This is a genomic window from Demequina ureilytica (assembly GCF_048553575.1).
GTDB lineage: Bacteria > Actinomycetota > Actinomycetes > Actinomycetales > Demequinaceae > Demequina.
This window is the reverse complement of the sequence record NZ_JBLZIE010000003.1, coordinates 233,830-259,212: the sequence shown is the minus strand read 5'-3', so window position 1 is coordinate 259,212 and position 25,383 is coordinate 233,830. Positions and strand designations below refer to the sequence as shown.

Sequence of the window (25,383 nt, the reverse complement as noted above, 5' to 3'; positions counted from 1 at the left end):
AGTGAGGCACTCGGGCTAGGGGCGTTCCTCCGCGAACCTCAAGAGGAACGCGGCCATCGCGTCGCGGGTGGTCTCATTGAACGGGCGGAACTCAGTGCCCGTCGACGTTGCCCAACCGTTGGTGATGCCGGTGTCCTCCAACCACGTGATCTCGGTGTAGAACTCCGTGTTCGTGGACGTGATGTCCACGAACGGAGAGTTCACCGGGTCCACCCAGGTGGGCTCGTCCGCGAGGCGGTACAAGAACGCCGCCATCGCATCACGAGTAATCGGCTCGAACGGACGGAACTCCTGACCTGCGTTGGTGTCCCAGCCCTCGGAGATACCCTCCTGGGCCAGCCACACAATCGCCTCGTAGTGCTCGGATGAGTCGTCCGCATCCAAGAACGGAGACTGAGCCGGTAACGTCACATCCGGCGAACCGGCGTAGCGGTACAGGAACGTCGCCATCGCATCACGCGTGATCTTGTTGAAGGGACGGAACTGGGTTTCACCATCGACAACCCAGCCCTGCGTGATACCCCGATCCGCCAGCCACATGATCGAGTCGTAATGCTCCAGCGACTCGTCGACATCGGCGAACTCCACCGGAGCCGGCTCGGACACCGTCACCGTGAACGACGTCGTGATCGACGCATCCTCCGTCGACGTCACCGACACCATCACCGTGGCAGCCACCGACGAATCAAAGCCCGACACCGTGAACTCGTCGGCAGTGATCACCTCAGTGGTCGAATCAGTCCACGTTCCCGTGACCTCCAGACCATCCAGATCCAGATCGTCACCCACCACATACTCCGACTTGGACGGCAACTGCGTCACCGCAATCGACTCCAGCTCGGTTGGCAGCGGGAAGCCCTGCGACCCCGGTCCACGGCCCCATAACGAGACGCCGTGGTCGTTCTGCAAGGTGACCGCGGTCGCCCAGGTCTCGAGATCCGGGTCCCACACCGGCACAAAGTGGCCCGAGTAGGACTCACCGTCGAGAGTGAGCGTGGCGACCGTGTCTGCGTCGAGCGTCCACGAGCCGGTGATGGCGCCTGTGATGTCCCCGTCGGCCTCGAATACCACCGCCGAAGGCGTCGCCGGCTCGGCCGTGATGTCCTTGCCCATGTTGACAAGCTGCCAATCCCCCGCGATGTCGGATTCGGGCAGCGGTCCAGCCGTCTCGCCGCCAAAGCGCAGCGGTGACACGACCGGCCAGCCATCCTGGGTCATCCACATCTGGTGTGCACGCACGTTGTGGGCGCCGCCTCGGTCGGGGAAGCGGGTGTGAAAGACCAGGAAGGACTCGCCCGTGTCCGGATTGTCGTACCAGGAGTTGTGGCCGGGTGAGACGTAGCCGTCTCCGAGCCCAGCGCTGGCGTCCTCTGGATCGCTCAACCAGCGGTGCCCGCCCATCAGCTTCACTCCGTAGGGCTCATATGCCTCGTCGTCGAAGAGCACTCCCGGAGTGCCCCTGACAGCCGACATGTCGTTGCCCTCGGCGTCGACATAGGGGCCGTCGGGCTTGGCGGAGCGCATGACCCGCACGTCGTAGCCGCCGTCCGGCTCAAGCCCGCCGAAGGACAGAAACATGTAGTAGTACCCGGTGCCCTCGTCGTAGCGGATGCTCGGGCCCTCGATGCGCGAGTGGTCGCCGCCGATGAGGTGCGTGCCCCACCCTTGGTCCGTGACGGGCTTGCCAGTCGACTCGTCCATCTCGAGGATGAAGATGCCACCCGAGTACGAGCCGTAGACCATCCAGAGGTCGCCCTCGGCATCGTAGAAGACGTCAGGGTCGACGGTGTTGGGGTCGACCGACGCGTCGAAGTCCTCCCCCGGGATCTGCTGGGGCTCGCCGGGGCGCTGACCGGAGCGCAAGAAGACTCCCGTGTCCTCGTAGGGACCCTCGACGGCATCGGCGACCGCGACGCCCATCGCTGCACGCGGCTGATCGAGGCGGCCCACGTTGTAATACATGTAGAACCGTCCGTCGCCCAGCTCGATCACGTCGGTGGCCCACAGAGTGTCGCTTTCCACCCATGCGAACGCGTCAGCGAGCTCGGTGTCGACGTCCTCGAATAGCGAGTTGTCTCGTGTGATGCCGAGGTCCACGGTGTGCTGCTCCCAGTGAACGAGGTCCGTGGTTCGCGCGGACGCCGCGTGCGAGCCGAACACCCAGATGTCCTCCCCCGACGTCACGATCGACGGGTCATGCACGGATACCTCGGAGAACTCGGGGGGATCGAGTTCCGAGGAAGGCTCGGCAGCGGACGCCGCCGAGCCCGCGGCGAGGATGAACGTTAACATTCCGGCAACCGCCAGTAGCGGGATCTTGTGAGCCGGCACGGCCACTCCTGTTCGACGTTGGACAGTGAGAGAGCCTCGACATCTCGCACGGGCTCGCACCGTCACGTTACCTCAAGAGCGACTGTGAGGCGCGAGTCAGGGCGATTGTGGCCGCAGGTGGGACTGCCGAGCTCGCTGCCAGAGCCCGGCGCTCGCCTCCTCAGCGGCCTCCGAGTGGGTTTGCTGCCAGTTCTTCCCACCGCGAGCGAAGGTGGCAAGCACCGCACTTGGCACCTGACTCTCGGCGATCGGTGCCTGAAGCCACGTGCACGGCCTGACGTGCACCAGGTCGGCATTTGTCGCCCCTTCACTTGCGTCGTAGCGCCATTCGCCCCCGAGCCGGCCCAGCCAGAACAGCCCCTCGACGTCACGCGTCCACACGTACGCCCCCGTCGGCACGTCGGCGAAACGACGCAGCCGGCGTGCCACGCGATCGTCGTACTGGGTGTGCGCGCGCTCAAGCGCCTCGTCGAGGCTGATGGGTGCATCGGCGAGCACTCCCCCGAGCCCGCACACCCCTTCGGACAACGCCCGCTCGACCGCGACTCCGTCGGGGACCCGGCCGTCTCGAGAGCGCATCGGCGCGCGATAGACGCCCGGCGAACTTGTTGGCATAACTGCTGCAACCGCCCGCAGGGCGCAGGACTTCCCGCTGGATCCGGCAAGCGGTGCCGAACAACTCCAGTGTGATGTTCGCGAAATACCGTGACAACCTGTGGCGTTTCACCCACATCGTCGACGAGACCCGTCGGCGCCGTAGCGCAAGAAACCGTGACCCAAGGATCGGAGCCCTCCTTGTCCCTCACCGCCGTCGCACCTGGTGCGGTCCGTCGTCCATTCACTGACCGCGGGCCGCTGAGCGATGCCGTCCAGCGGCACCTCGTCGACGCGTCGACGGGCACGGATCACACTGAACTTGCGCGCCGCGTGGTGGCTGAGTCGCCCGATGTCATCCGCGACGAGGACATCCACCTTGCACTGTTCGCGCTTTACGCCTCCGCATACGGGTCGATCGGCGCGTTCTCGCCGTCGCATGAGTGGGACCCTCAACTAATTGCGACGAGGATGGTCCTCGAGAGCGCCTTTGAGAGCGCACTGCGGCGAGCCATCACCATGCCAGACCTCCCGTCCCCCGATCAAGACGCCGTGTCACGAGCGCTCTTTGCGCTCACCAAGCCCCAACCCGGGCCGAGCCTGTCCCGGCACCTTGCCAAGAAGGCCACGGCGGAGCAGGCGCGCGAGTTCTTCGTCCAGCGGTCGGTATACACGTTGCGCGAGGCGGATCCCCACTCGTGGGCGATTCCGCGTCTGCACGGCCGTGCGAAGGCGGCGCTCGTCGAGATCCAGGCTGACGAGTACGGAGGCGGCCGCGCAGATGACATGCATTCCGCCCTGTTCGCCGTCGCGATGCGGGGGATGGGGCTTGATGACTCGTACGGTGGATTCGTGGACCACGTGCCGGCCCTGACGCTGGCGTCCCACAACATGATGTCGATGTTCGGGCTCAACCGGCGCCTGGTAGGCGCCATCGTCGGCCACCTCACGGCCTTTGAGATGACGTCCTCGATTCCCAGCCGCTTGTACGCGGATGGTCTGAGGCGGCTCGGCTACGGCGCCGAGGTCACTGACTACTTCGACGTCCACGTCGAAGCCGATGCAGTGCACGAGCAGATTGCCGGACGAGATCTGGCGGGCGCCCTCGCCGAGGACCGTCCCGAGCTGCTGGAGGACATCATGTTCGGCGCCGCCGCATGCCTGGCGGTGGACGGCTGGGTCGAGCAGCACATCATGGAGGCGTGGTCCCGCGGGCAGTCGTCGCTCCGGGCAGGAACGGTGCTGTGAGGGAGGAGCGTCCGACTATCACCGCCTATCCGGACGGCCCGCTGCTGCTGCGGGGAGACGTCGAGATCCTGACAGCCGATGGCGAGCCGATCGAGCGCAACCGGCCCACGGTGGCGCTGTGTAGGTGCGGACTGTCTGCGATCAAGCCCTTCTGCGACGGCACCCACAAGCTTTCCAACTTCCGCACCGACGACTAGCGGATTCCGGCATCCGGTGACGTCAGCGACATTTCGCGTGCCGCAAGGAGGTGAGCCGCCCTTGCGGATCTCCCTTCTCGACCGGTCGCGCACGCGCGCGGGCGAGAGCGATGCCCAGGCAATCGCCACTACTGTCGAGCGCGCGATCCGGGCTGACTCGCTGGGCTTCCACCGGTTCTGGACCGCAGAGCACCACGCTGTTCCAGGAATCGCCAGCGCGGCCCCCACGGTTCTGGCATCGACCATCGCCGCCCGCACTCAGCGCATCCGCGTGGGCACGGGAGGCGTGATGGTGCCCAACCACAGCCCGCTGGTGATCGCCGAACAGGCACTGCTTCTCGAAGCCCTGTACCCGGGACGGATCGACCTCGGCCTCGGCGGCTCGCTCGGATTCACCGCGCCGGTACGACGCGCGTTGGGCCGCACGGGGCTCGACGACGGCGAATATCCCTCCCAAGTCGAGGAACTACGGGACTACTTGACAGGCCGCGCCGGCGTCACGGTGAGGCCAAGCGTGCCTCCCCCGCCGATGTACCTGCTCGCGATCCGAGATGGGTTGTCATTGGCCGCGCGACTGGGCCTGCCCGCGGTCATCGGCGGCCCTGTGGTGAACGATGCTGCGGCGATCGACGGCTATCTCCACCACTTCCGTCCTAGTGCAGAGCTTGCCGCGCCCTACCTGATCGTGAACGTCGACATCTCTGTCGCGGACTCCCCTGAGCGCGCGCAAGACGTGCTGCTACCCGAGGCCTGGGCCTTCGCGGACTCACGCGATGTCGGTGAGTTCCGGGCGTTGCGTCCCGTCGAGGAGGTCACACGTCTCCTCGCAGACGAACGTCGCCCGAAGAAGGTGGACGCGGTGCGGTCCTGGCTCGCCGCCGCCATCAGCGGCACTCCCGTGCAGGTCGCCGCTTCTCTCGCGGAGTTGCTCGAGCGGACCGGTGGCTCGGAGATACTCGCAAACGTCAGCGCGTTCGACCGGAAGGACGTCACCCGAACCGATGAGTTTCTGGCGTCGCTTCACTCCTGACCACCCGCCCGTCGCGGTCAACTGTTGACAGCACGCCCATCCGGGAGGACCTTGCGCAGCAGCGGCAGCAGTTCATCGCCATCGTCGCCGCGGATGAGCGGGACCCCGTCCACATCTTCCACGTCCTCGCCCACGCGCTTGAGGCCGGCCCGGCGCAGGACGATCGCCGCCACGCGACCGGGATGGCGTTTCGCCGCGGCACTGTACAGCTCGGGGTCGTGCTCGCCGTCGTCGCCCACGAGCACCCAGGTCGCGTGAGGGAGGTCCTCCATCAACCGCGCGATCGACGTCTCCTTGTGGAGCTTCCCATCGCGGAACCAGCGGGTGGGCGTGATTCCCCAGTCGGTCATCAGCAGCGCGCCTGCAGGAAACCTCTGCAACTCGAGGAAATGCGTCACGGCACCCACGAAGTTCCACGGCCCATTGCTCACGTACACGAGCGCCGGGTCGGGCTGATCACCCACGGCGCTGCGCACCAGTTCAGGCATCCCGGGCACGGACTGCCTCGAGCCGCTGGTACCCCGCAGCGTGCGCCATGCGGCGCGGAAAGGATGCGCGAGGCCCGTCACCCAAGCGGTGTCGTCGATATCGCAGATCACTCCGCGGACCGGCTCGGGGCTGACGGAGTGGACGATCGCGGGGACCGGCTCACGGCCCACGAGTTCCAGCTGCGCTATCGCCGGGCCCGACGGAAGTGGGGTCTCGAGCGAGATGCGCTCGTCGACGATCCCGGCATCATCGCTCGTCGCGATGATCGTGGTCTCCCCCAACGTGATCTGGACGTCTGTGCGAGGGCGCTCCAGTGTGAGCAGGTGTCTCCATCCGCGCATCCCGCGGCGCACGTCCAGATCGAACGACGGCGGCGCCAGTACCAGCCGCCCGAGCACGCGGGCGGTGTCGCCACTGGAGTAGCCCGAGAACGGGAGCACCGCGGGAGTCCACCCGCGGCGCACGGCGCGACGAGAGAGCCAATCGCGCACGCTCGTCTCAGCGCGATACGCCGCAGAGTTCGCTTTGCGGCTCAGACGACTCCTGGACTTGCTGGAGGAGGACATTGGTACACGCTATGCGCCCACGGCGCCCCGCACCGCATCGGAGCCGCGGCTGACTCCACCAGATGGCGCAGCGGAGCGATCGCGGTGGAGGTCGGTAGAATCCTCCAAGTGTCTGAACCCCAATCCCCCGCCGCGACGCCGTCGAGTATCGACCCCCACGACCTCGCGACCACGCTGCGCGTGCTGGGGATGCTGAGCGAGCTTGACGAGTCCGATCCCGACTTCACGACGGTGCGCAACGCTGCGGGCGGCATGATCAAGTCGGTCAAGCAGGCCCGCCGACGTGAGCGGCGCGCGGCGATCTTCACGGCCGACTCCGCCGTCGTGGCGGCCACTGCAACCGGTGCTCCCGACCGCATCGACGACGAGACGAGGGGGCTCACCCTCGCCGCACGGACCGCTGCTCCCGTCGCCGGGACCTTTGCCAAGCCGCGGCCCTGCTACATCTGCAAGCAGAAGTACTCCACGGTCGACGCGTTTTATCACCAACTGTGCCCCGAGTGCGCGGACACCAACCACGGCAAGCGCCACACGCGCGCCGACCTGCGGGGACGTCGAGCGCTCCTCACGGGCGGTCGCGCCAAGATCGGAATGCACATCGCGCTGCGGCTACTCCGCGACGGCGCAGATCTCACCATCACGACCCGCTTCCCGCGTGACGCCGTCCGCCGATTTGCGGCGATGGAGGACGCCGGCGAGTGGCTCCACCGATTGACCGTCGTGGGGATTGACCTCCGCGATCCCTCGCAGGTGGTGGCATTGGCCGACTCCGTCGCTGCCGCCGGACCGCTCGACATCCTCATCAACAATGCGGCGCAGACCGTGCGCCGCTCCCCCGGCGCTTACGCCCCGCTAGTCGCCGCCGAATCGGCGCCGGTGGCGGAGGACCTGTGGCCGGACGGGCGCGGGCCAACCCTGTTGACCTTGGGCCGCACGAGCGACGAGCACCCGCTTGGCATCGAGTCGTCGGTCGCTGCTCATCCACTGCTCGCCTCGGTGGAGCTGGGCGAGAGTCCGGCGGCAGCCGCCCAGCGGCTGACGGCTGATGCCCTTGCACCGGGATCCTCGTCGCTCGCGAGGCTCGCGGACGGCAGCGCCATCGATGCCGGCGGACTGGTGCCTGACCACCACGACACCAACTCCTGGATTCAGGGCGTGGGCGACGTCGACCCGCGCGAGCTCCTCGAGGTGCAGTTGTGCAACTCCACCGCGCCCTTCATCCTCATCAACCGCTTGCGACCGCACCTGGCGGCCGCGGCTGCCGCCGAACCCGACCGTCGCGCCTACGTCGTCAATGTGTCAGCGATGGAGGGGGTGTTCTCGCGCGGGTACAAGGGCCCCGGTCACCCCCACACCAACATGGCCAAGGCTGCGCTCAACATGCTGACGCGCACGAGCGCGCGCGAGATGTTCGAGACGGACCGCATCCTCATGACCAGCATCGACACGGGCTGGATCACGGATGAGCGCCCACACCCCACCAAGGTGCGGTTGGCCGAGGAGGGTTTCCATGCGCCACTAGATCTCGTCGACGGTGCCGCGCGGGTCTACGACCCTGTCGTGCGCGGCGAGCAGGGTGAGGACCTGTTCGGGGTGTTCCTCAAGGACTACGCGCCGTCCGGCTGGTGATCCGGCTCGCCGGGAGGCTGCGGGGCAGACTTCGTTCCGGTGCGGGTGAGGAGTCACTTCCGGTGCGGGTGAGGAGTCACTCAGACTTGTTGCCGTGATCGTCGAGGTCGGGCTCCGACCGCAGCGCATCCGCGACCTCTTCCTCCGGACGTGGTGCGACCGTCTGGTCGTCCTCGAGCTCGGGGGTGTCGTGGTCGTCGCGACTGGGAACCCGCTCGTGAGAGGCGTGTTCGTGATCGAGGGGCATAGTGAGTCCTTTGGTCGGTGATCTCCACAGCGTAAGTGCTGCCACGGTTGCGCCGCTCCGTGCTCGTGAGACTGTGTGCAAACGAAGAGGTCGGGAATGGGTAGAGCGCAGCCAAGGTTTCCCACACCACATACGCCTGTCTCACGGCACGCGAGACAGGAGAAAAGGCGATGACCCACGAGCCAGACCCGCTGCTCGACCACCCGCCCCTGAGCACACCCTTCGGTTCCGAAGTGGAGCTCCGGGCCTTCCCCGACGGCGATGGCGAGACACCGCTGGTCCTCGTGCTCGGAGCGTCCGGGTACATCGGTGGACGGCTCGTTCCTCGCCTTCTCCAAGGGGGATACCGGGTACGCACCCTCTCGCGCTCCGCCGCCCGCATCGCCGCGATGCCGTGGGGTGACGATGTGGAAGTGGTCGAGGGCGACGCAGCCGACGCTGAAGCCATGGATCGCGCCATGGCCGACGTCGACACCGTTTACGTTCTGGTCCATTCGATGTCGAGTGGCAAGGACTACGGACGCCTGGACCGCGCGATCGCCATCAACGTGGCCCTGCACGGTGCCGCACACAAGGTCGCTCGGTTCATCTATCTGAGCGGGCTGCACCCGGACCACGTCGAGCTCTCGCCGCACCTCGCCTCCCGCAAGGAAGTGGGTGACATTCTGCTCGCATCCGCGGTTCCGACCGTGGTGCTCGAGGCTGGGGTGGTGATCGGCGCAGGCTCCGCATCGTTCGAGATGATCCGTCACCTCACGGAGGTGCTCCCCTACATGCCTGCGCCGCGATGGGTGCGAAATTCCATCCAACCCATCGCTGTCAGGGACGTGCTCTACTACCTGCTCGCAGCCGCTCGCGTCGAGGAAAGCACCAACGGGACCTACGACATCGGCGGTCCGGACGTCATGCTGTACTCAGAGATGATGAACGGCTACGCCGCCGAGGCGGGGCTGCCGCAACGACGCATTACGGCGCTGCCCGTGCTCACCCCCGGCCTCGCGTCGCATTGGGTCGGACTTGTCACCCCCGTGCCGCGCCAGATCGCCCGGCCTCTGGTGGAGTCACTGCTGCACTCGTGCGTGATCGAGGACGACGCCATTGATGACCTGATCCCGCCGCCACCGGAGGGGCTCACCGGCTACCGCGAAGCAGTGCGCTGGGCGCTCGGCCGCATGGAACTCGATCAGGTCGAGACCAGCTGGGTGGATGCGCGAGTGACAGGGGCCCCCAGCGACCCCATGCCGAGCGACCCTGACTGGACCGGGCGGACGGTGTTCGAGGACTCGCGACGCAAGGAATCCGGCGCGGATCCGGCGGCGGTCTGGAAGGTCATCTCGCAAGTGGGCGGTGCTACCGGTTGGTATTCCGCCTCCGTGCTCTGGGCGACACGCGGGCTAATCGACCGGTTGTCTGGCGGCGTGGGTCAGCGTCGCGGGCGCCGCAGCATCGGGACCGTCAAGGTGGGGGATGCGATCGACGTCTGGCGCGTGGAGCGCGTCGACCCCGGCCGGTTGCTGCGCCTGCGGGCGGAGATGCGCGTTCCGGGCGCTGCGTGGCTCGAGCTCGGGGTGAACGCCACCGACGAGGGCTCCGAGTATTGGCAGCGCGCCGTCTTCTTCCCTCGAGGGCTGACTGGGCGCCTGTACTGGCTGTCGATGCTGCCGTTCCATGGGCTGATCTTCAGCGGAATGGTGAACCGAATCGTCGCGATCGCAGAAGGCGAGGCTGACGAAGAAGCGGTCGCAGTGGCCACGTAGATCGTCAGGGAGCAGGCTGACAGGATGTGAACCTGCCTCGCCCTGTGTCACGGTGTCAAGACTGAGCTGAGCGACGCGGCGGATTCGGGCGTGGCGGCACCGGTTTCGCGGCAACGATGTTCTCCAACGGAATGCGCTCGACGCCACGAACTCCTTTGACGACGACCGTGTGCTCGTCAACGCTGAGTAGCTCTCCTAGCGCATCGGTTGCTTGTCCCGTCGAGATCAAGTAGCGAACGACCACACGCGCGCCGGGCGCAGGCAGAGCGATCTGGCCCTTCTCTTGTCTAGGCTCGGTCATGACCTCATCCTCGCAGCCGCCGCGTAGTCCGGGAACGTCCATGGCGCGCGGCTAGGCTTTCATCATGATCGGAACTGACCGGGGAGCGCTGGCCACAAGCGTCATCTCCTACGGATGCAGCAGCGCGCTGCAAGCGTGGCTCTCTGACGATCAATGGATCCCGTGAGCGTGGTGCTCGATGGGCTGCGGCGTTGGCCTGATGTCGAAGCGCCCGGACTCGTTGCCGTCGATGCCGCCGACCGCTTGATTCTGGACGAATCCGCCGCCCTGCGTGCTGACGCGGATGCGGGCTCAATCGCGGTGATTGGCGACGCTTTCGGGGCATTGACCCTCGGGGCGGCAGCCGCGGGAGCGACCGGCATCAGGACGCATCTCGATGCGCTGAACGGCGAGCGTGCCCTCGCCGCCAACGCCGAGCGCGCCGGTCTTGAGGGAAGCTACCGTCCGTTCACGCTAGACCCGGATCTCGTGCGCGGAGCACGAGTCGTCCTGCTGCGACTACCGCGGTCCCTCGCCGGGCTGCTAGACATCGCCGGACTAGTGGCCGCGCACGCAGATCCAGGCGTGGTCATCGTCGCAGGCGGCCGGCTTAAGCACATGTCGCTGTCGATGAACGACGTGCTGAGGGAGTTCTTTGGGCGGCTAGACGTGACCCCCGCGCGGCAGAAGTCGCGTGTGCTCGTGGCGCGCGAGCCACACGATGGTCGCGATCCAGAGCCGGCCGCAGCGCACGTCGAGGGTCTCGAGGTCCGGGCATTCGGTGGCGTGTTCGCAGGACCGCGCCTGGACATCGGCACTCGGTTGCTGCTGGAGAGCCTCCCCTCGGAGCTGAGAGGCGGGACGGCGGATGATCCTTTCATTGACCTGGCGTGCGGAACGGGAATCGTCGGGGCATGGCTCGCGACGCGGCATCCTCATGCTCACGTTTACGCGTGCGACCAGTCGGCCATCGCGGTCAAGTCTGCACACGCGACGATGCTCGCCAACGGCATCGATAGCCGTGTGGAAGTGGTCCGCGACGACGGAGTTGCCGCCAGGCCTGCTAGCAGCGCATCTCTCATCGCGTTGAACCCGCCGTTTCACTCAGGCGCGGCCGTGACCGATCTGCTCGCGCCCAGACTGTTCGCCGATGCGGGCCGGGTTCTGCGCCCCGGAGGACAGCTCTGGAGCGTGTGGAACTCGGCGTTGAAGTATCGACCGCTGCTGGAGAAGGCGGTGGGGCCTACCCAGCAAGTCGCACGCAACGCCAAGTTCACTGTCACAGTCTCGACACGTCGCTGACTAGAGACGGGCGACACGGATCCCGAGCTCTCGTCTGTTCTAGGCGCCACCCGCAACGCCGAACGTTGCACTGAACCGTCCCCGGTGTGATCACCGGGGCGTCGTGGGCGTCGCGGCTGAGGATCCGCCAGCACTCGGGGGCGCATCGGCCCGATGACGAGAGACGGAACCCGGCAGACACGCGTTCAGCGGCCGGCAGGGTCCCGCGCCGTTACTCGGTCGCGCGCCCCGCAGAGGTCGCCGCAGGCACCTCCACCAAGCGTCCTGTCGTGACGTCGTAGATGTATCCGTACACCGCGATACGGTCGGGCACCAGCGGGTGTGCCTTGATCCTCGCGACGTCGTCAGCCACGCTCGATGCCTGATCCGAGATGGTGAGCCAGTCGATGTAGTTCGCCTCCGCGGAGCCAGGACCAGAGCCGACGTCGTGGAAGCCCTCTTCGCCGAGCGCTGCCGTCTCGAGGCTACTCGCCAACAACCCTCGCATGACGTCGTCGGTGAAGAACTCCATCCCGCAGTTCGTGTGGTGAATCACGAACCACTCTCGTGTCCCGAGAAGCTTGTACGAGATGACGAGCGATCGGATCGCATCGTCCGACGCACGCCCTCCGGCGTTCCGGATGACGTGCGCATCGCCCTCGGCCAAGCCTGCGTACTTGGCTGGATCGAGCCGTGCATCCATGCAAGTCAGGATCGCGAATCCTCGCGCGGGCGGAAGAGCAAGACTGCCCTTCTCGCCAAAGTTCTTTGCATAGTCGTCGTTCGCCTTGAGTACTTCATCAAGCACAGCCATGTCAACTCCTCTGAGGTCGAGAGCGGACGCTCCGATCTGTCAACGCTATGTCGGCTGCAAACAGTCCACAACTAGGTGCCCCAGGTGCACGGGGCCTGAGGGAGGCGTCCTTCGGTTTGCCTGGCAGCTCCGAGCCCAACCTGCTGCGCACCGTCACCGGCGACTTCGCCACCACCGACCGCGAGGCACGCCAACTCCTTGCCGCCGTGCTCGCTCGAGTCCCCACCGCCTGGACCCGTGGCGCCGGACTCCACCGTTGTGGCGGAGCTTTGTCACGCTCCACTTCACGAAAGGAACCCCCATCATGTCCGCCGGTTCGTCCCCGCAGTGAATACACGCTGACATCACCCCTGAGGGCCCCCGTCTCGCTTCGGCGAGGCGGGGCCACGGGAACGTCTCGTGTGCTCTGGGCTCGTACGTCACGACATCGCCGCATCTGCCGCGGTGCCGGCGGATCAGGGATAGTCGGGCGCCCACGGGAGCCCGAACTGCTCCTCAAGCGTCGCCACCCCGCGGTCGTGCATGTGGCTGGCCAGCCCGATGCCGACATAGCGCAGATGCCAGGGCTCATAGCGGTAGCCCGTGATATGACTCTGACCCTCCGGGTAGCGGATGATGAACCCGTACTCGTGCCCGTTCGCAGCGATCCAGCGGCCCGCTGCCGTGTCCCCGAAGCACGCGCTCAGGCTGCATCCGTCCGCTGCGACGTCCACGGCCCACCCCGTCTGATGCTCGGAGTGCGCGGGCCTGGCGCTGAACGTCTCAGCCGCCTCGACACCGTGTTGCTCGGCGTAGTCCTCGAACAGGTCCGCCTGGTACGAATGCGATCGATAGGAGGACACCACCCAGAATGAGGCCCCGTCGCTCTCCGCAGCGCTGTGCATCGCGGCCAGCTGGCGCACGGTCTCCTCGCGCAGGCGGTCATCGGACCCCCCGGGCACGCCCTGCACCGTCACGAGGTCAGGTGGCGAGTAGTGACTGGGACTCAGCGGTCTGCGTTTGTTCACGACGACCAGCACCGAGTACGGGTCGTACGTCATGTGCCACACCTCCCGGTCCGGATCCCACGTCGTCGGTGGTGCGTACTCCGGTGCTTGGTAGTCGGACGGCCCATAGCCCCGGAACAGGAACGCCGCTGTCGCCTCTCGCGAAGTGCCTTGGTACGGGCGGAACGTCCCGTCGGGCCAGCCCGTCGTCAAGCCGGCACTGCGCAGCCACGTGATCTCCTTATAGAACGGGGCGTCGCGAGGGACATCGCTGAACACCGAGGTGCGGGGTGCATCATGCGGCGGACGGCCCTCGTACCGATACAGAAACGCGGCCATGGCGTCGCGAGTGATGTGCGTGTCCGGGCGGAAGGTGCCGTCCGACCACCCGGTGGTGATCCCCTCTCGCCACATCCAGACGATCTCGCGATAGAACTGGTGGCTCGGCGAGAGATCCCGGAACGGCGGATCGGCCGGCTCAGAGACATCCGGCCGTCCTTCGAGCCGGTACAGGAAGGCTGCGAATGCCGCTCGCGACACGTACCGTCCGGGCCGGAAGCTGTCATCGGCGAAGCCTGTCGTGATGCCCTCCTGGGAGAACCAGGAGATCTCACGGTAGAAGAGGTGGTCCCCAGTAACGTCGCGGAACCCTTCTGTGGCCGCACCCGCAGACGTCGCCGCCACCGGAATACTCAGGAGCACCGCCAAGACGGCGCCGATCGAGACGCGGGTCGCTCGTGTCCATCGAAGCATCGTCAGGGACCTCCCTAAAGTCGAGGCTGTGTCGATCTCCCACGCTACTAAGAGACAGCTACCCTTTGCGAGTCGAGTGCTCGAGCTCCGGGACGAAGTCCACTCCCGTCTCGTCGCGCTGCACGAGATCGTCGCGCACCGGTGGCCTGACCTTGGTGGTCTTGCCGCGACGCTTGCGCTGGATGATGGACGTGATCGCCTGGCGGTGGCCTCGTCTTCGAGCGTCACCGACACGGGTCGGTGGGTTGGCTCAGGGTCGGCGCTCAACGTGTCCGATGTCGATCTCACGCCTACGGGCTGCGGAACACGGCAGTCAACATCGCCCTCGCTGTAGGAGCTGATGTGAAGCTCGTCCAGCGGCACCGCGAGCAGTCTCAAGCAAGCGCCCCCACGGCGAATGTCCCCAGAATGTCCCCAGAGGCCGACAACGCAGATACGACAAAGGGCCTCCCCCACACACGGTGGGAAAGGCCCTTTACCAGTCACTTCACGGTCGGGCTGACAGGATTTGAACCTGCGACCCCTTGACCCCCAGTCAAGTGCGCTACCAAGCTGCGCCACAGCCCGTGACAGCCTGATAATCGTACCGGATGCCCGGCGGTGGTCCGCACCAGGCCCAATCCCCGCGCGCCAGGCGCGCGCCGTGCGCAGGCGGGCGACCGCATCGGCTCTCCTCTGAGGGCGAACGCCAGCGGTTGCGCGACGCAGCGCACCAGGGCTCAATGGTGACTGGCTGAGGACCGCATCCACCGAGAAGAGCACCGCGATGTCCCCACTCGCCCACGCCCCCGCCGACGAATGGGCGGAGCACATCTTCGCCTCAGCCCTAGGCGCCATCGACACCCTCGCCATTCACATCGGCGACCGCCTGGGCTGGTACCGCGCCCTCGTGGACGCCGGACCGATGACCGCCGACGAGCTCGCCGAGCGCATCGATACATCCGCGCGCTACGCGCGCGAGTGGCTGGAGCAGCAGGCCACCTCCGGCTTCCTCACGGCCTCGTCCGGCGAGCCGATGCGGTTCACCCTTCCCCCGGGAGCGGCCGAGGCGCTGACGGACGAACGTTCAGTCGCGTTCATCTCGCCTCTGGCCCGCATGCTTGCCGGATCCGCCGTGCAAATGCCTGCGCTCCTCGAGGCGTACCGCACGGGCGGCGGGGTGAGCTGGGATCAGCTGGGCGACGATGCGCGCTGGTCCCAGGCCGACATGAACCGCCCGTGGTTTGACACCATGCTGGCCGGGGCGCTGGAGAGTGCAACCGAGGTCCACGAGCTGCTGGCCCGCCCTGGTGCCCGGATCGTCGACGTGGGGTGTGGTGCCGGCTGGTCCGCGATTGCCCTCGCCCACGCATACCCGCAGGCCACAGTGGTCGGCGTGGACATCGACGCGCCATCCATCGACATGGCTCGCGCGAACGCCCAAGGCACCGGGGTCGAGAACCGCGTCACCTTCCACGTGGGCGACGCCAGCACGCTCTCCGGATCATTCGATGCGGCCTTCGTCTTCGAGGCGGTGCACGACATGGCGCGTCCCATCGACGTGCTCGGAGCGATCCGAGCCTCCGTGGTGCCGCATGGCGCCGTCGTGATCATGGACGAGGGCGTGGGCGACGCGCCCGTGACTGTGGGCGACGAGGTCGAACGGCTGATGTACGGGTTCAGCCTGTTCGTGTGCCTGCCCGACGGGCTCTCGTCGCAGCCTTCCGCGGGCACCGGCACCGTGATGCGGCCATCCACGCTGCGCGGCTACGCGAGCGCCGCAGGATTCAGCGACATGACGGTGCTCCCGATCGAGGGCTTCTCGCTCTTCCGGTTCTACCGGCTGCACCACTGACGGACTGTTCGCTATCCGAAGTAGCGTCCCGGCCGGTGGTTGATCGCGAGCACCAGGTTCAGCAGCACCGCACCCAGGACGGAGAACAGCAGGATCAACGGCTCCACGAGAGCGAGCGACGCCGACACCACCACGATGTCGAGCGCGCCCTGCACGTATCCCGCGCGGATGCCGCGGCGCTCCTGCAGGTACGCGGCGAGAATCCCGAACCCGCCCGCCGAAGCGCCATGGCGGAAGATCATGATCATGCCCACGCCGATGGCGAGCCCCGCGAAGATCGCCGCGTACAGCGGTGCAATCTCGCTCACGTCCAGATACTGTCCGTGCACCCACGTGAACGCCGAGACGAGGGTGACGGTGAGGAGCGTCTTGAGGGTGAACGTCCAGCCCATGCGGCGCACCGCGAGCCAGTAGAACGGCAAGTTCACCACGAAGAACAGCAGACCGAACTGGACGCCAGTCCAGTAGCCGCCCAGAATTGCGACGCCGGCCAGACCCCCCGAGACGCCGCCGATCTGCTCGAGCAGGAAGAGCCCAAACGACATCAGGAAGGCTCCGCTGGGAAGCGCCAGGGCGTCCTCCCACAGGGCGTGACGTTCTGCGATGGGCGGGTCGACCACTGACATGTGTCCCTCTTAGATCCTGGTCCGGTCGCGGGCCTTAGCAGCGGCTGCAGCGATCAGCACACGGTCGCCCTCGTCGGGCAGCCCGCCCGTCGCGCGCTGTTCCGCCCGCTCCGATGCTGACCTGAGAACCGAGGCGTCGTGGGGACCGGCGATAGCAACGAGGTCGCCCAGCAGGCGCTGCACACGCAGCCCCACCTCGACAATTCCCGCCCCGTCGCGGGCCAGCGGACGCAGCGCGTCCTCGATGAGGTCCTCGAGGCTCACTGTGGGCACCCGGAGGGTGGGGTGCGTCACGTCGTCATCAGGTTCCGCCATGAGCAGGTCTGTCATCACCCGCTGGATGGCGTTGAGCGCCTCGATCGCCGTGCCCGGGTCGTTGGTCGATGGCGACAACGCGCGGCTGCCGATCTCCGAGAGCGCGACGAGACCGAGGCGCGGGTCCTGCTCGAACGTGCGGTGCTTCTCGACGCGGAAGGCGTCGCGTATCGCAGCCACCGTGTCGTCATCCGCGAACCCCTCCACGTAGGCAAGTGGCGTCCCTAGCCCTACGGTGACGCCGGGGAGTGCGTCGACGTGCACAACGACCCCGGCACCTTCCGCGGCCTGCGCCAGTGCCGCCACGGCGATGCCAGTGACGCAGCCGGGTTGCTGCGCCCTGATGGCGCGGGCGCTGGCCGGCACGTCCGTCGCGGGAGCGCCCCCGAGCGTCGGAGCGGCGGCGTACGCGCACACGGTCTCGTGCGCCGACTTCTCCACGCGATCAAGCACGTCTGCCATTCGACCGAAGTTCTGAAGATGGTGGATCCATCGCACCAACGTGGCCACCACGATCACGATGACCACCAGCGTGCCCAGGAACAGCAGCGTGCGGCCCTTCTCGCCGTAGTAACTCGTGGACAGCGCGACGATGCCGACGATCGCGTACACGAACGAGCCCAAGAAGCTTGCGAGCGCGTTCTGGGACGTATTGTCTGCCAGCAGCAACTGCGTGGCGCGCGGGGTGGTCTGGGCGGCCGCGCTCGAGTAGGCGGAGATCATCACCGTGAGCGAGAAGGTCGTCACTGCGAGCATCGAAGACGCGAGAATCTGCAGGATCGTCGCCACCGAATCCTGGCCGAAGTCGAGTGCCCACGCATCGGGCAGCGCGGGCCCGAGGAATCGACCGAGCAAGGAAACCGTCAAGGCGAGCGCGGCAAACAGCGCGAGCCGAAACCAGATGCGCTGGGCCAACCGTGCGATGAACGTGCGCCATCCGCTGGTCTGCATTGTCGCTCCCTCTGTTCCTTCTCGATAGTGCCGTGTGCGGGCCACTGGCGTCCGCATCGGCGCGCCTCACACGCGGATGAGGCCCGCTGCGAGCAGTCCGAATGCGACTCCCCACAGCACGATGGAGAGCACCTGCCACCACGTCACCGCCTTGCGCGACGCCCCGAAGCCGACCATCGCTCCCGCGGTGATCTGGCTGGGCAGCATCGTCTGACCCAGGAGTGAAACGCCAGGCACGCCGAACCGGTCGAACATACGGCGCAGCTTCTCGCGACGCGGCGTCAACTGCTCCTCGTCACCCACGGTACGACGCCGCGCGGCGTGCGCCCCGTAAACGAACGCGACCATCGAGACCACGTTGCCCACCACGGCGGCACCGATCGCGATCGCAGGGTGCAAGCCGATCGCCACGCCGATCACGGAGCCGAAGTAGGACTCCACGAACGGGATCGCAGACACGAGCACGATGGCGAACCACTGCGCCCACACGGGGAACGATCCAGCGAACTCCTGAAGGCTCTCAATCACTGCGTGGACTCCTGGCATCCTCGGGGAAAGGGAGTCGCCAGGCTAGCCGATGCGCGGGTACGCCCGATGCGCTGTCACCTCAGTCCTTGAGCAGCGGCGCTCCGAGCCAGGCCTCGGGGATGCCTAAGCCTTCGACCAACGGCAGGGCGTGCGGGCGCAGCTCCCGGCACAGGTCGTTGATCTGAGCGCCGATGGCCTTCGACCTGCCGGCGCTGATGCGGTTGTGCTCCATGAACCACGCGCGGTCGTCGTGGATGGACTTCAGCGCGTAGAGACTGCACAGCCTCTCGAGAACCTCGCGACTCTCTCCTGGCTCAGCAGCCTCCAGCCCGTCGATGAACGCGGACAGGATCCACTCGTCCATGTAGGCGCGCGCCACGAACTGCACGTGGTCGCCGAGCGCGTTGAAGGATTCGAACTCGTCACCCTTGCCCTTGGCAGCCGCCCTCATGCGCATCGCCAGCGATTCGAGTGAGTGGCGCGTGCGCTGTTCGAACATCAGCGCGTGCCACCTGCGGTCCACCAGGGTGGTCTCTTCTGGCCTGCGGCGCACCGCATCGGCGAGCCGGCCGAGCATGATGTTCGCGGAGGTCGCCTCGAGCACCGACTCCCCCGCCACCCGCGCCGTCGCCTGCACCACTCCGCTGCGGTCGAGAGCACCCCACTCCTTGCGGTAGTCCGTGAGGAGAGCCTTGGTGACTAGCTGCATGAGCACCGTGTTGTCGCCCTCGAACGTGGCGAAGATGTCGACGTCACGGCGCAGCTCGACCAGTTGGTTCTCGCTCATGTACCCGGCCCCGCCGCACGCCTCGCGCGCCTCTTGGACGCTGTCGTTCGCGAACCATGTCTGGACCGCCTTGAGCCCGGCTGCGTGAGTCTCGAGGCTGCGCTGGTCCTCCTCGGTGGACTCGTCGTCGCCCTGCACATGCACCAGTGCTTCGATGAGCTGGTTCTGCGCGAATCCCAGCGCGTAGGACCGCGCGATGCGCGGCAGCAGTCGCTTCTGGTGCACCAGGTAGTCGAGCAGCAGCACGCCGTCAGGGCGTCCCGCGGCCGGGAACTGGCGACGGCGCAGCGCGTGCCTGGTCGCGATCGACAATCCGCGCCGCGCCGCGATCCCGCCGCCTCCGCCAACGCACACGCGACCGCGCACGAGCGTGCCCAGCATCGTGAAAAAGCGCCTGTTCTGATTGTCGATGGGCGACACGTAGGCGCCGGACTCGTCCACACCGCCGTAGCGGTTCAGCAGCATGCGCCGCGGCACGCGTACACGGTCGAACCGGATGGTGCCGTTGTCCACACCGAGCAGTCCGCCCTTATGACCGTGGTCGCCCGTCGTGATGCCCGGGAGGTCGACGCCCTCCTCATCCCGCAATGGCACCAGCACCACGTGCACGCCGTGGGACTCGTTCCCTACGACGAGTTGGCCGAAAACGGCCGCCATGGTGCCGTCCTTCGCGGCGTTGCCGATGTACGCCTTCGTGGAGCCAGGCGTGGGTGAGTGCACCTCGAACTCTTGACTGTCCGGCAAGTAGGTGATGGTGGTCTCGAGGCTCGCCACGTCGCTGCCGTGTCCCAACTCCGTCATCGCGAACCCGCCGAGCAGCTTCATGGACGTGATGTCAGGAAGGAACGTCTCGTGGTGCCATTCGGTGCCGAGGTTGGTGACCGCGCCGCCGAACAGACCGAACTGCACTCCCGATTTGATGGTTACCGACAGGTCGCCGTAGGACAGCGTCTCGAAGGTCAGCACCGCCCCGCGGGGGTCGGAGCCCGCGTTGGCGGTCGTGGGCACCCCCGCGCTCCCGAAGCCCTGATCGTTGAGGGACAAGAGACGGTTGAGCGTCCAGTCTCGCGAAGCCTCCACGTCGAGCTCCGGGGCACGCAGCAGGTCTTCGACCGGGAAGGTCGCGCGCATCATGGCGCGGTCCTCAGCGAAGCTACCGTCCAGCGCCGTGCGCAGCTGGGCTCCCAGCGTCGTCAGCTGCTCGGTCTCGGCGTCGCGCGCAGCGCTCGGTGCAGAGGTCCGGGTGGGGCGTTCGGGGTGGGTCAACGTCATTGTCGGTCCTCCATGGGGGTGGCGGTCAGCGCGGACGCGCCGACCCGTGCGGATGCGAAGAAGTCGGAGATGTGTGCCACGACGTGCTCGCGCGGGGGCCGTGGATCGGACGCGATCCAGTGGTCGGCAACAGCCTTGATGAACCCCACGAGCCCGTGACCCCACGTCGGGGCGCTCGAGCCATCGAGACCGCGCTCCGCCAAAGTGGCGGCGATAGCCGCCGAAATCTCCTCGCCGATGAGGCCAGGGAGGCCGCGCACCGGGTCCGCGACCGCATCGGCCGCCGGGGTGGGTGGTGTCATCACGAACCGGTAGATCTCGGGGTCTCGCTCCACCAACCGGAGATACGCATCCGCCATGTCGGATGTGAGCCGCCCTAGGTCGGTGGGGTCGGAGAGGAGGAACGCCGCAGACAGCCCCTCGTGGATGTTCGAGTGCACCTGTTCGACGACCGCGTCGTACAGTCCCGCCCTGTCGCCGAAGTGCCGGTAGATCACCGTCTTGGAGGTGCCCGCGCGCTGCGCGATGGCGTCCATGCCCACCGTGGCGCCGTGCACTCGGATGGCGCGCAGAGCATGGGAGACGAGTTCCTTGCGCCGCGTAGCGCGGTGTTCGTCCCAGCGGGAGTCCCTGCCGTCGATGGCCATAGCGACACCGTACCCGATACTGGGGGTATCTGCTACTGTCGGTATCGGCTAGTTCCTGAAGAGGCACCAACCTTTCCAATGACGGAGGACGCATGACCCACAATGCCGTGGTCGTCGGGGGCAACCGCACCCCATTCGCAAAGGCGGGCGGACCGTTCGCGCAAGCCTCGAACCATGACCTTCTCACCGCAGCCCTTGACGGGCTCGTCGCTCGCTACGGTCTCGCCGGTTCCCGAATCGGCGAGGTCGCCGCGGGCGCGGTGCTCAAGCACCCCAAGGACTTCAACCTGACCCGCGAGGCCGTGCTCAGCTCCGCCTTGGCCCCGGACACTCCTGCGTGCGACCTGCAGCAGGCGTGCGGCACCGGCCTCGAGACCACCGTCTACATCGCGAACAAGATCGCGCTGGGACAGATCGACGTAGGGATATCGGGCGGCACGGACTCGACGTCTGATGCCCCCATCACCGTCTCGGACCCGCTGCGCCGTGCGCTGCTCGCGGCCAGCTCGGCCAAGACCACTCCGCAGCGTCTCAAGGCGCTGTCGCGCATTCGGCCCGCCCACCTCAAGCCATTGGCTCCCAGCGTGAGCGAACCCCGCACCGGTCTGTCGATGGGCGAGCACCAAGCGCTCACCAATGAGCGCTGGGGCATCAGCCGCGAGGACCAGGACGAGATCGCCGCCGCCTCGCATCACAAGCTCGCCGCCGCGTGGGACGAGGGGTTCTTCGACGATCTCGTCACGCCCTACCTGGGCGTCGCCCGCGACGCCATCCTGCGTGCGGACACCTCCGTCGAGAAGCTCGCGAAGTTAAGGCCCGTGTTTGGCGGCTCCGGCGGCACCATGACGGCCGGCAACTCGACCGCGCTCTCGGATGGCGCGGCGACCGCCCTGCTCGCGAGTGAAGACTGGGCCCACGAGCACCACATGCCCGTGTTGGCAAAAGTCGTGGACGCCGAGGTCGCTGCGGTAGACCACCCGGGCGGCGACGACCTCCTGCTGGGCCCAGTGGCCGCCGCAGGTCGCATGCTCGCGCGCCGCGGCCTGACCCTCGACGACTTCGCACTCATCGAGATCCACGAGGCCTTCGCCTCGACCGTCCTGACCACGCTCGAGGCTTGGAAGTCCGACGAGTACTGCCGGTCTTTGGGGCTTGACGGCGCGCTCGGCACGATCGACCTCGGCCGGCTGAATGTCACCGGGTCGTCCCTCGCCGCCGGTCACCCGTTCGCCGCGACCGGGGCCCGCATCGTCCCCACGCTCGCCAAGCTGCTGCACCAGCGCGGGCCCGGTTCCAAGGGACTGATATCCATGTGCGCCGCCGGCGGTCAAGGCGTCGTCGCAATTCTGGAGGCAGTGTGATGGGCGCTCTCGAGAAGGCCTTCTACTCCCCCGCCGGCAAGGCGATCTCCGCCAAGGCCGGCCTCAAGGAGCCGCCGCGACTGCGCCGAGGCCGCACATGGCCCCAGGGATCGATCGTGCTCGCATCTATCGGGGACGGCGGCTTCGGCGGCGGCACCATCGGTGCCGAGGCGCTGACATTGCTGGGGCGGGCCACCGAGTCGCCCGTGGTCGACGACCAACCCGAGACGCCTGCCGGCTATGGCGCGCGCATCGGTGCTCTCGTGGTCGACGCAACGGAGCTCATCTCCATTCCGGGCCTTGAGGAACTCCGCGCCGTACTGAGGCCCGCCGTGCGTGCGATCGAGCCCTCCGGGCGCATCGTCGTGCTGGCGCGGTCCGAGCAGGACGGCTGGGAGGCCAAGGCTGTGACCCGCGCGCTCGACGGCATCAACCGGACCGTGGGCAAGGAGCTACGCAAGGGCGCCACCGCGACCCTCCTGTACGTCGACGCGGACGCCTCGCCAGGCGACCTCGTGTCGACGCTCGGCTTCGTGCTCCAGGGCCGGTCTGCATTCGTGGACGGCCAGGCTTGGCGCGTGAGTGGCGCGAGCCAACCCGCGGACCCTCTCGATGAACGTCCCCTCGCCGGCCGCACCATCGTGGTCACCGGGGCCGCGCGTGGCATTGGAGCGGCCATCGCACGCACCCTCGCCCGTGACGGTGCACGCATCGTCGCCGTCGACATCCCGCCGGCCGGCGAGTCCCTCGCGGCCGTCGCCAACGAGGTGGGCGGCACCGCCCTCCAGCTCGACATCACGGCGGTCGATGCGGGTGCGATCATCGCGGCACACGTCGCGACCCGTGGGGAGAAGATCTACGGGATCGTTCACAACGCGGGCATCACGCGCGACAAGATGCTGGTCAACACGGATGCGCAGCGCTGGGGATCGGTGCTCGACGTCAACCTCGGGGCGCAGATCCGGATGAATGAAGTGCTGCTCGACCCCAAGACCGAGGGCGGGGTGATGGAAGGCGGCCGAATCGTCGGCATCGCCTCGACATCCGGCCTCGCTGGCAACAAGGGGCAGACCAACTACGCGGCGTCCAAGGCCGGAGTGGCGGGGCTGGTGGCAGCCATGGCGCCCGATCTCGCCTCCCGCTCGATCACCGCGAATGCGGTGGCGCCGGGCTTCATCGAGACCGACATGACCGCGCGCATCCCGTTCGTGCAGCGGGAGATCTTCCGTCGCTCCAACTCGCTCAGCCAGGGCGGTCAGCCCGAGGACGTGGCCGAGACCATCGGCTACCTGCTCGACCCCCGGTCGCAAGGGGTATCCGGACAGGTGGTGCGCGTGTGCGGGCAGAACCTGGTGGGCGCCTGATGGCAGCACCCGACCACCAGCGGCCCGTCGAACATCACCGCGTCGTTGAACACCACCGCGTCGTTGAACACCACCGCGTCGTTGAATACCTCAGCGCCCCGCCGGGGATGGGCGGCTCGTTCGCCCGCGCCATGATCCCCAGCCGCGGCGACGAGGCTCACATCCCAGAGCGCGCGGTCACGATTCACGGACAGCGACAGGATCTCGCCAGGCTCGCGGAGTACTCGCGGGTGTGCGGATTCACGCTGCGGGACTCCGTGCCAGCGACGTGGATCCACGTGCTGACATTCCCCCTGCACGTGCACCTGCTGAGCGACAAAGAATCATCTGTGCGGCTCGTGGGCGCGGTCCACGTCTCGAACGACATGACCATGCACCGAGCCGTGGGCGTTGACGAGGTGCTGGACCTCACCGTCCACCTCGAGAACCTTCGCGCACACAAGCGCGGCGCTCTCGTGGACCTCGTCGGCCAGGCGCACGTGGGCGACGAGGTCGTCTGGAGCGGAGTCAGCACGTACCTTTCGAGCAGCGTCACCGTGCCCGGCGAACCTGTCGAACGCGACCGCACCCCGTTCGAGCCGCAAACCCCGCACGGCCTGTGGCGGCTGCCTGCGGACCTAGGCCGCCGCTACCGAAGGGTCTCCAAGGATCCCAATCCCATCCACACCAGCCGTGTCGCGGCGAGGGCCTTCGGGTTCCCGCGGCCCATCATCCACGGGATGTGGACCCATGCTCGTGCCCTGGCGGCGCTCGAGGGGCGGCTCCCGGAGGCGTACTCGGCGCACGTGGACTTCGTGAAACCGATCCTGCTGCCCGGCACCGTGGGCACCAAGTCGGAGACCACCGAACGCGGAATCGACTGCGCGGTGACCTCTCGGGACGGCGCCAAGCCACTGCTGTTGATGTCCGTGACGAACGGCGTGAAGTGAACCTCTGGCTCAGGCTGCTCCGGGTGCGCCTCGCCGCGCAGCGGGGCGAGCGCATCGGGCTGTGGGACACCGCGGTGACGACGTTCCGCGTGGCGCCGACCGATCTCGACACCGTGGGCCACATGAACAACGGCCGCTACCTGACCCTGCTCGACCTGGGACGGCTCGACCTGATGGTCCGCTCGGGCTTCTGGCAGCGCTGCCGTGACCGTGGCTGGTTCCCCATCGTCGCCGGCCAGTCCATCACGTACTTCAAGGACCTCACCCTCGGGCAGTCGTTCGAGATCCATACCCGGGTCGCAGGCGTCGACGATCGCTGGGCGTACCTGGAGCAGACCTTTATGCGTGGCGATGTCGAGCACGCCCGCGCGCTGATTCGCGCCTGCTACGTCGAACGCGGTCGCGGCCGTGTCACCTCCGCTGAGCTCGAAGAGGAACTCGGCGGCTTCCCTCCCCACCTGACCGTGCCCGATTGGGTACGATCCTGGACACATAACTCGGCGGCACGCAGCGCCTGAACCGTCCCCCATCCACTGCGGTCCCCCGACCCATCAGCATCAACGGAGA

Annotated in this window: 23 protein-coding genes and 1 tRNA gene; 11 read left to right on the top strand and 13 right to left on the bottom strand. The window is 67.3% G+C overall.

The genetic code is table 11. From position 1 onward, the window contains the following. Positions 1 to 15: 15 nt before the first annotated feature. Positions 16 to 2,292, bottom strand: coding sequence for a family 43 glycosylhydrolase (locus ACNI3K_RS10650; protein ID WP_419391872.1), 2,277 nt, complete (start codon positions 2,290 to 2,292; stop codon positions 16 to 18). A 135-nt stretch (positions 2,293 to 2,427) separates the two neighbouring features. Next, entirely contained in the window at positions 2,428 to 2,910 is a 483-nt protein-coding gene (locus ACNI3K_RS10645) for a GAF domain-containing protein (RefSeq protein WP_419391871.1), read from the bottom strand. 192 nt (positions 2,911 to 3,102) lie between these two features. Between ACNI3K_RS10645 and ACNI3K_RS10640 the strand changes: the two genes are divergently transcribed. The 3 genes from ACNI3K_RS10640 to ACNI3K_RS10630 all read left to right on the top strand — a co-directional run bounded on the left by ACNI3K_RS10640 (position 3,103) and on the right by ACNI3K_RS10630 (position 5,400). Then, a complete protein-coding gene (locus ACNI3K_RS10640; RefSeq protein ID WP_419391870.1) occupies positions 3,103 to 4,173 on the top strand; it encodes an iron-containing redox enzyme family protein in 1,071 nt (356 codons plus the stop codon). Further along, positions 4,170 to 4,370, top strand: coding sequence for a CDGSH iron-sulfur domain-containing protein (locus ACNI3K_RS10635; RefSeq protein ID WP_419391869.1), 201 nt, complete (start codon positions 4,170 to 4,172; stop codon positions 4,368 to 4,370). Before ACNI3K_RS10640 ends, ACNI3K_RS10635 begins: the two co-directional genes overlap by 4 nt. 61 nt (positions 4,371 to 4,431) lie before the next feature. Beyond that, positions 4,432 to 5,400 (top strand): MsnO8 family LLM class oxidoreductase, encoded by a 969-nt coding sequence (locus tag ACNI3K_RS10630; RefSeq protein WP_419391868.1) that lies wholly within the window; start codon positions 4,432 to 4,434, stop codon positions 5,398 to 5,400. 17 nt (positions 5,401 to 5,417) lie between these two features. On the opposite strand, the gene ACNI3K_RS10625 is transcribed toward ACNI3K_RS10630, so the two are convergent. Then, entirely contained in the window at positions 5,418 to 6,455 is a 1,038-nt protein-coding gene (locus ACNI3K_RS10625) for an App1 family protein phosphatidate phosphatase (protein ID WP_419391867.1), read from the bottom strand. Positions 6,456 to 6,563: 108 nt separating this feature from the next. On the opposite strand from ACNI3K_RS10625, the gene ACNI3K_RS10620 reads away from it, so the two are divergent. Beyond that, positions 6,564 to 8,084 (top strand): SDR family NAD(P)-dependent oxidoreductase, encoded by a 1,521-nt coding sequence (locus ACNI3K_RS10620; RefSeq protein ID WP_419391866.1) that lies wholly within the window; start codon positions 6,564 to 6,566, stop codon positions 8,082 to 8,084. A gap of 76 nt (positions 8,085 to 8,160) precedes the next feature. Here the strand turns inward: ACNI3K_RS10620 and ACNI3K_RS10615 are convergent, their stop codons facing one another. Further along, a complete protein-coding gene (locus ACNI3K_RS10615) occupies positions 8,161 to 8,331 on the bottom strand; it encodes a hypothetical protein (RefSeq protein WP_419391865.1) in 171 nt (56 codons plus the stop codon). 170 nt (positions 8,332 to 8,501) lie between these two features. Here ACNI3K_RS10615 and ACNI3K_RS10610 point away from each other — a divergent pair, with 170 nt between their 5' ends. Continuing rightward, positions 8,502 to 10,088, top strand: coding sequence for an SDR family oxidoreductase (locus ACNI3K_RS10610; protein ID WP_419391864.1), 1,587 nt, complete (start codon positions 8,502 to 8,504; stop codon positions 10,086 to 10,088). A 55-nt stretch (positions 10,089 to 10,143) separates the two neighbouring features. On the opposite strand, the gene ACNI3K_RS10605 is transcribed toward ACNI3K_RS10610, so the two are convergent. Next, positions 10,144 to 10,431, bottom strand: a complete 288-nt coding sequence (locus ACNI3K_RS10605) for a putative acetyltransferase (protein ID WP_419391863.1) — start codon at positions 10,429 to 10,431, stop codon at positions 10,144 to 10,146. Between the two features lie 111 nt (positions 10,432 to 10,542). Here ACNI3K_RS10605 and ACNI3K_RS10600 point away from each other — a divergent pair, with 111 nt between their 5' ends. Beyond that, entirely contained in the window at positions 10,543 to 11,670 is a 1,128-nt protein-coding gene (locus ACNI3K_RS10600) for a class I SAM-dependent methyltransferase (RefSeq protein WP_419391862.1), read from the top strand. Positions 11,671 to 11,881: 211 nt separating this feature from the next. On the opposite strand, the gene ACNI3K_RS10595 is transcribed toward ACNI3K_RS10600, so the two are convergent. The 3 genes from ACNI3K_RS10595 to ACNI3K_RS10585 form a co-directional block, all read right to left on the bottom strand. Continuing rightward, entirely contained in the window at positions 11,882 to 12,463 is a 582-nt protein-coding gene (locus tag ACNI3K_RS10595) for a beta-class carbonic anhydrase (protein WP_419391861.1), read from the bottom strand. A gap of 455 nt (positions 12,464 to 12,918) precedes the next feature. Further along, positions 12,919 to 14,202, bottom strand: coding sequence for a D-alanyl-D-alanine carboxypeptidase family protein (locus ACNI3K_RS10590; RefSeq protein WP_419391860.1), 1,284 nt, complete (start codon positions 14,200 to 14,202; stop codon positions 12,919 to 12,921). A 493-nt stretch (positions 14,203 to 14,695) separates the two neighbouring features. Continuing rightward, a tRNA-Pro gene (locus tag ACNI3K_RS10585) sits at positions 14,696 to 14,769 on the bottom strand. 199 nt (positions 14,770 to 14,968) lie between these two features. Here ACNI3K_RS10585 and ACNI3K_RS10580 point away from each other — a divergent pair. Further along, on the top strand, positions 14,969 to 16,036 hold the full coding sequence (locus ACNI3K_RS10580) for a methyltransferase domain-containing protein (RefSeq protein WP_419391859.1): 1,068 nt from the start codon (positions 14,969 to 14,971) through the stop codon (positions 16,034 to 16,036). 11 nt (positions 16,037 to 16,047) lie between these two features. Here the strand turns inward: ACNI3K_RS10580 and ACNI3K_RS10575 are convergent, their stop codons facing one another. The 5 genes from ACNI3K_RS10575 to ACNI3K_RS10555 form a co-directional block, all read right to left on the bottom strand. Beyond that, positions 16,048 to 16,662 carry a YitT family protein gene (locus ACNI3K_RS10575; protein WP_419391858.1) on the bottom strand — a complete coding sequence of 205 codons (615 nt, stop codon included), beginning with the start codon at positions 16,660 to 16,662 and terminating at the stop codon, positions 16,048 to 16,050. 9 nt (positions 16,663 to 16,671) lie between these two features. Further along, positions 16,672 to 17,928 (bottom strand): DUF2254 domain-containing protein, encoded by a 1,257-nt coding sequence (locus tag ACNI3K_RS10570; protein WP_419391857.1) that lies wholly within the window; start codon positions 17,926 to 17,928, stop codon positions 16,672 to 16,674. A 66-nt stretch (positions 17,929 to 17,994) separates the two neighbouring features. After that, the gene (locus tag ACNI3K_RS10565) at positions 17,995 to 18,456 is read right to left on the bottom strand and encodes a hypothetical protein (RefSeq protein WP_419391856.1); all 462 of its coding nucleotides are present in this window, start codon (positions 18,454 to 18,456) and stop codon (positions 17,995 to 17,997) included. Positions 18,457 to 18,535: 79 nt separating this feature from the next. Next, entirely contained in the window at positions 18,536 to 20,515 is a 1,980-nt protein-coding gene (locus ACNI3K_RS10560) for an acyl-CoA dehydrogenase family protein (RefSeq protein WP_419391855.1), read from the bottom strand. Further along, a complete protein-coding gene (locus ACNI3K_RS10555; protein WP_419391854.1) occupies positions 20,512 to 21,162 on the bottom strand; it encodes a TetR/AcrR family transcriptional regulator in 651 nt (216 codons plus the stop codon). Before ACNI3K_RS10555 ends, ACNI3K_RS10560 begins: the two co-directional genes overlap by 4 nt. Positions 21,163 to 21,254: 92 nt before the next feature. On the opposite strand from ACNI3K_RS10555, the gene ACNI3K_RS10550 reads away from it, so the two are divergent. The 4 genes from ACNI3K_RS10550 to ACNI3K_RS10535 all read left to right on the top strand — a co-directional run bounded on the left by ACNI3K_RS10550 (position 21,255) and on the right by ACNI3K_RS10535 (position 25,334). After that, positions 21,255 to 22,523, top strand: a complete 1,269-nt coding sequence (locus ACNI3K_RS10550) for an acetyl-CoA C-acetyltransferase (RefSeq protein ID WP_419391853.1) — start codon at positions 21,255 to 21,257, stop codon at positions 22,521 to 22,523. After that, positions 22,523 to 23,887, top strand: coding sequence for a 3-oxoacyl-ACP reductase (locus ACNI3K_RS10545; RefSeq protein WP_419391852.1), 1,365 nt, complete (start codon positions 22,523 to 22,525; stop codon positions 23,885 to 23,887). The genes ACNI3K_RS10550 and ACNI3K_RS10545 overlap by 1 nt, the downstream gene beginning before the upstream one ends. Positions 23,888 to 24,018: 131 nt before the next feature. After that, entirely contained in the window at positions 24,019 to 24,816 is a 798-nt protein-coding gene (locus ACNI3K_RS10540; RefSeq protein WP_419391851.1) for a MaoC family dehydratase, read from the top strand. Further along, positions 24,813 to 25,334: an acyl-CoA thioesterase gene (locus ACNI3K_RS10535; protein WP_419391850.1), complete on the top strand. Its 522-nt coding sequence runs from the start codon at positions 24,813 to 24,815 to the stop codon at positions 25,332 to 25,334. The genes ACNI3K_RS10540 and ACNI3K_RS10535 overlap by 4 nt, the downstream gene beginning before the upstream one ends. The last annotated feature ends 49 nt before the right edge of the window (positions 25,335 to 25,383 follow it).

Excerpts from the sequence above, each read along its gene's own strand:
- ACNI3K_RS10650 (WP_419391872.1), bottom strand. The coding sequence starts at position 2,292 with ATGTTAACGTTCATCCTCGCCGCGGGCTCGGCGGCGTCCGCTGCCGAG.
- ACNI3K_RS10645 (WP_419391871.1), bottom strand. The coding sequence starts at position 2,910 with ATGCGCTCTCGAGACGGCCGGGTCCCCGACGGAGTCGCGGTCGAGCGG.
- ACNI3K_RS10625 (WP_419391867.1), bottom strand. The coding sequence starts at position 6,455 with ATGTCCTCCTCCAGCAAGTCCAGGAGTCGTCTGAGCCGCAAAGCGAAC.
- ACNI3K_RS10615 (WP_419391865.1), bottom strand. The coding sequence starts at position 8,331 with ATGCCCCTCGATCACGAACACGCCTCTCACGAGCGGGTTCCCAGTCGC.
- ACNI3K_RS10610 (WP_419391864.1), top strand. The coding sequence starts at position 8,502 with ATGACCCACGAGCCAGACCCGCTGCTCGACCACCCGCCCCTGAGCACA.
- ACNI3K_RS10605 (WP_419391863.1), bottom strand. The coding sequence starts at position 10,431 with ATGGACGTTCCCGGACTACGCGGCGGCTGCGAGGATGAGGTCATGACC.
- ACNI3K_RS10600 (WP_419391862.1), top strand. The coding sequence starts at position 10,543 with ATGGATCCCGTGAGCGTGGTGCTCGATGGGCTGCGGCGTTGGCCTGAT.
- ACNI3K_RS10595 (WP_419391861.1), bottom strand. The coding sequence starts at position 12,463 with ATGGCTGTGCTTGATGAAGTACTCAAGGCGAACGACGACTATGCAAAG.
- ACNI3K_RS10590 (WP_419391860.1), bottom strand. The coding sequence starts at position 14,202 with ATGCTTCGATGGACACGAGCGACCCGCGTCTCGATCGGCGCCGTCTTG.
- ACNI3K_RS10580 (WP_419391859.1), top strand. The coding sequence starts at position 14,969 with ATGTCCCCACTCGCCCACGCCCCCGCCGACGAATGGGCGGAGCACATC.
- ACNI3K_RS10575 (WP_419391858.1), bottom strand. The coding sequence starts at position 16,662 with ATGTCAGTGGTCGACCCGCCCATCGCAGAACGTCACGCCCTGTGGGAG.
- ACNI3K_RS10570 (WP_419391857.1), bottom strand. The coding sequence starts at position 17,928 with ATGCAGACCAGCGGATGGCGCACGTTCATCGCACGGTTGGCCCAGCGC.
- ACNI3K_RS10560 (WP_419391855.1), bottom strand. The coding sequence starts at position 20,515 with ATGACGTTGACCCACCCCGAACGCCCCACCCGGACCTCTGCACCGAGC.
- ACNI3K_RS10555 (WP_419391854.1), bottom strand. The coding sequence starts at position 21,162 with ATGGCCATCGACGGCAGGGACTCCCGCTGGGACGAACACCGCGCTACG.
- ACNI3K_RS10550 (WP_419391853.1), top strand. The coding sequence starts at position 21,255 with ATGACCCACAATGCCGTGGTCGTCGGGGGCAACCGCACCCCATTCGCA.
- ACNI3K_RS10545 (WP_419391852.1), top strand. The coding sequence starts at position 22,523 with ATGGGCGCTCTCGAGAAGGCCTTCTACTCCCCCGCCGGCAAGGCGATC.
- ACNI3K_RS10540 (WP_419391851.1), top strand. The coding sequence starts at position 24,019 with ATGATCCCCAGCCGCGGCGACGAGGCTCACATCCCAGAGCGCGCGGTC.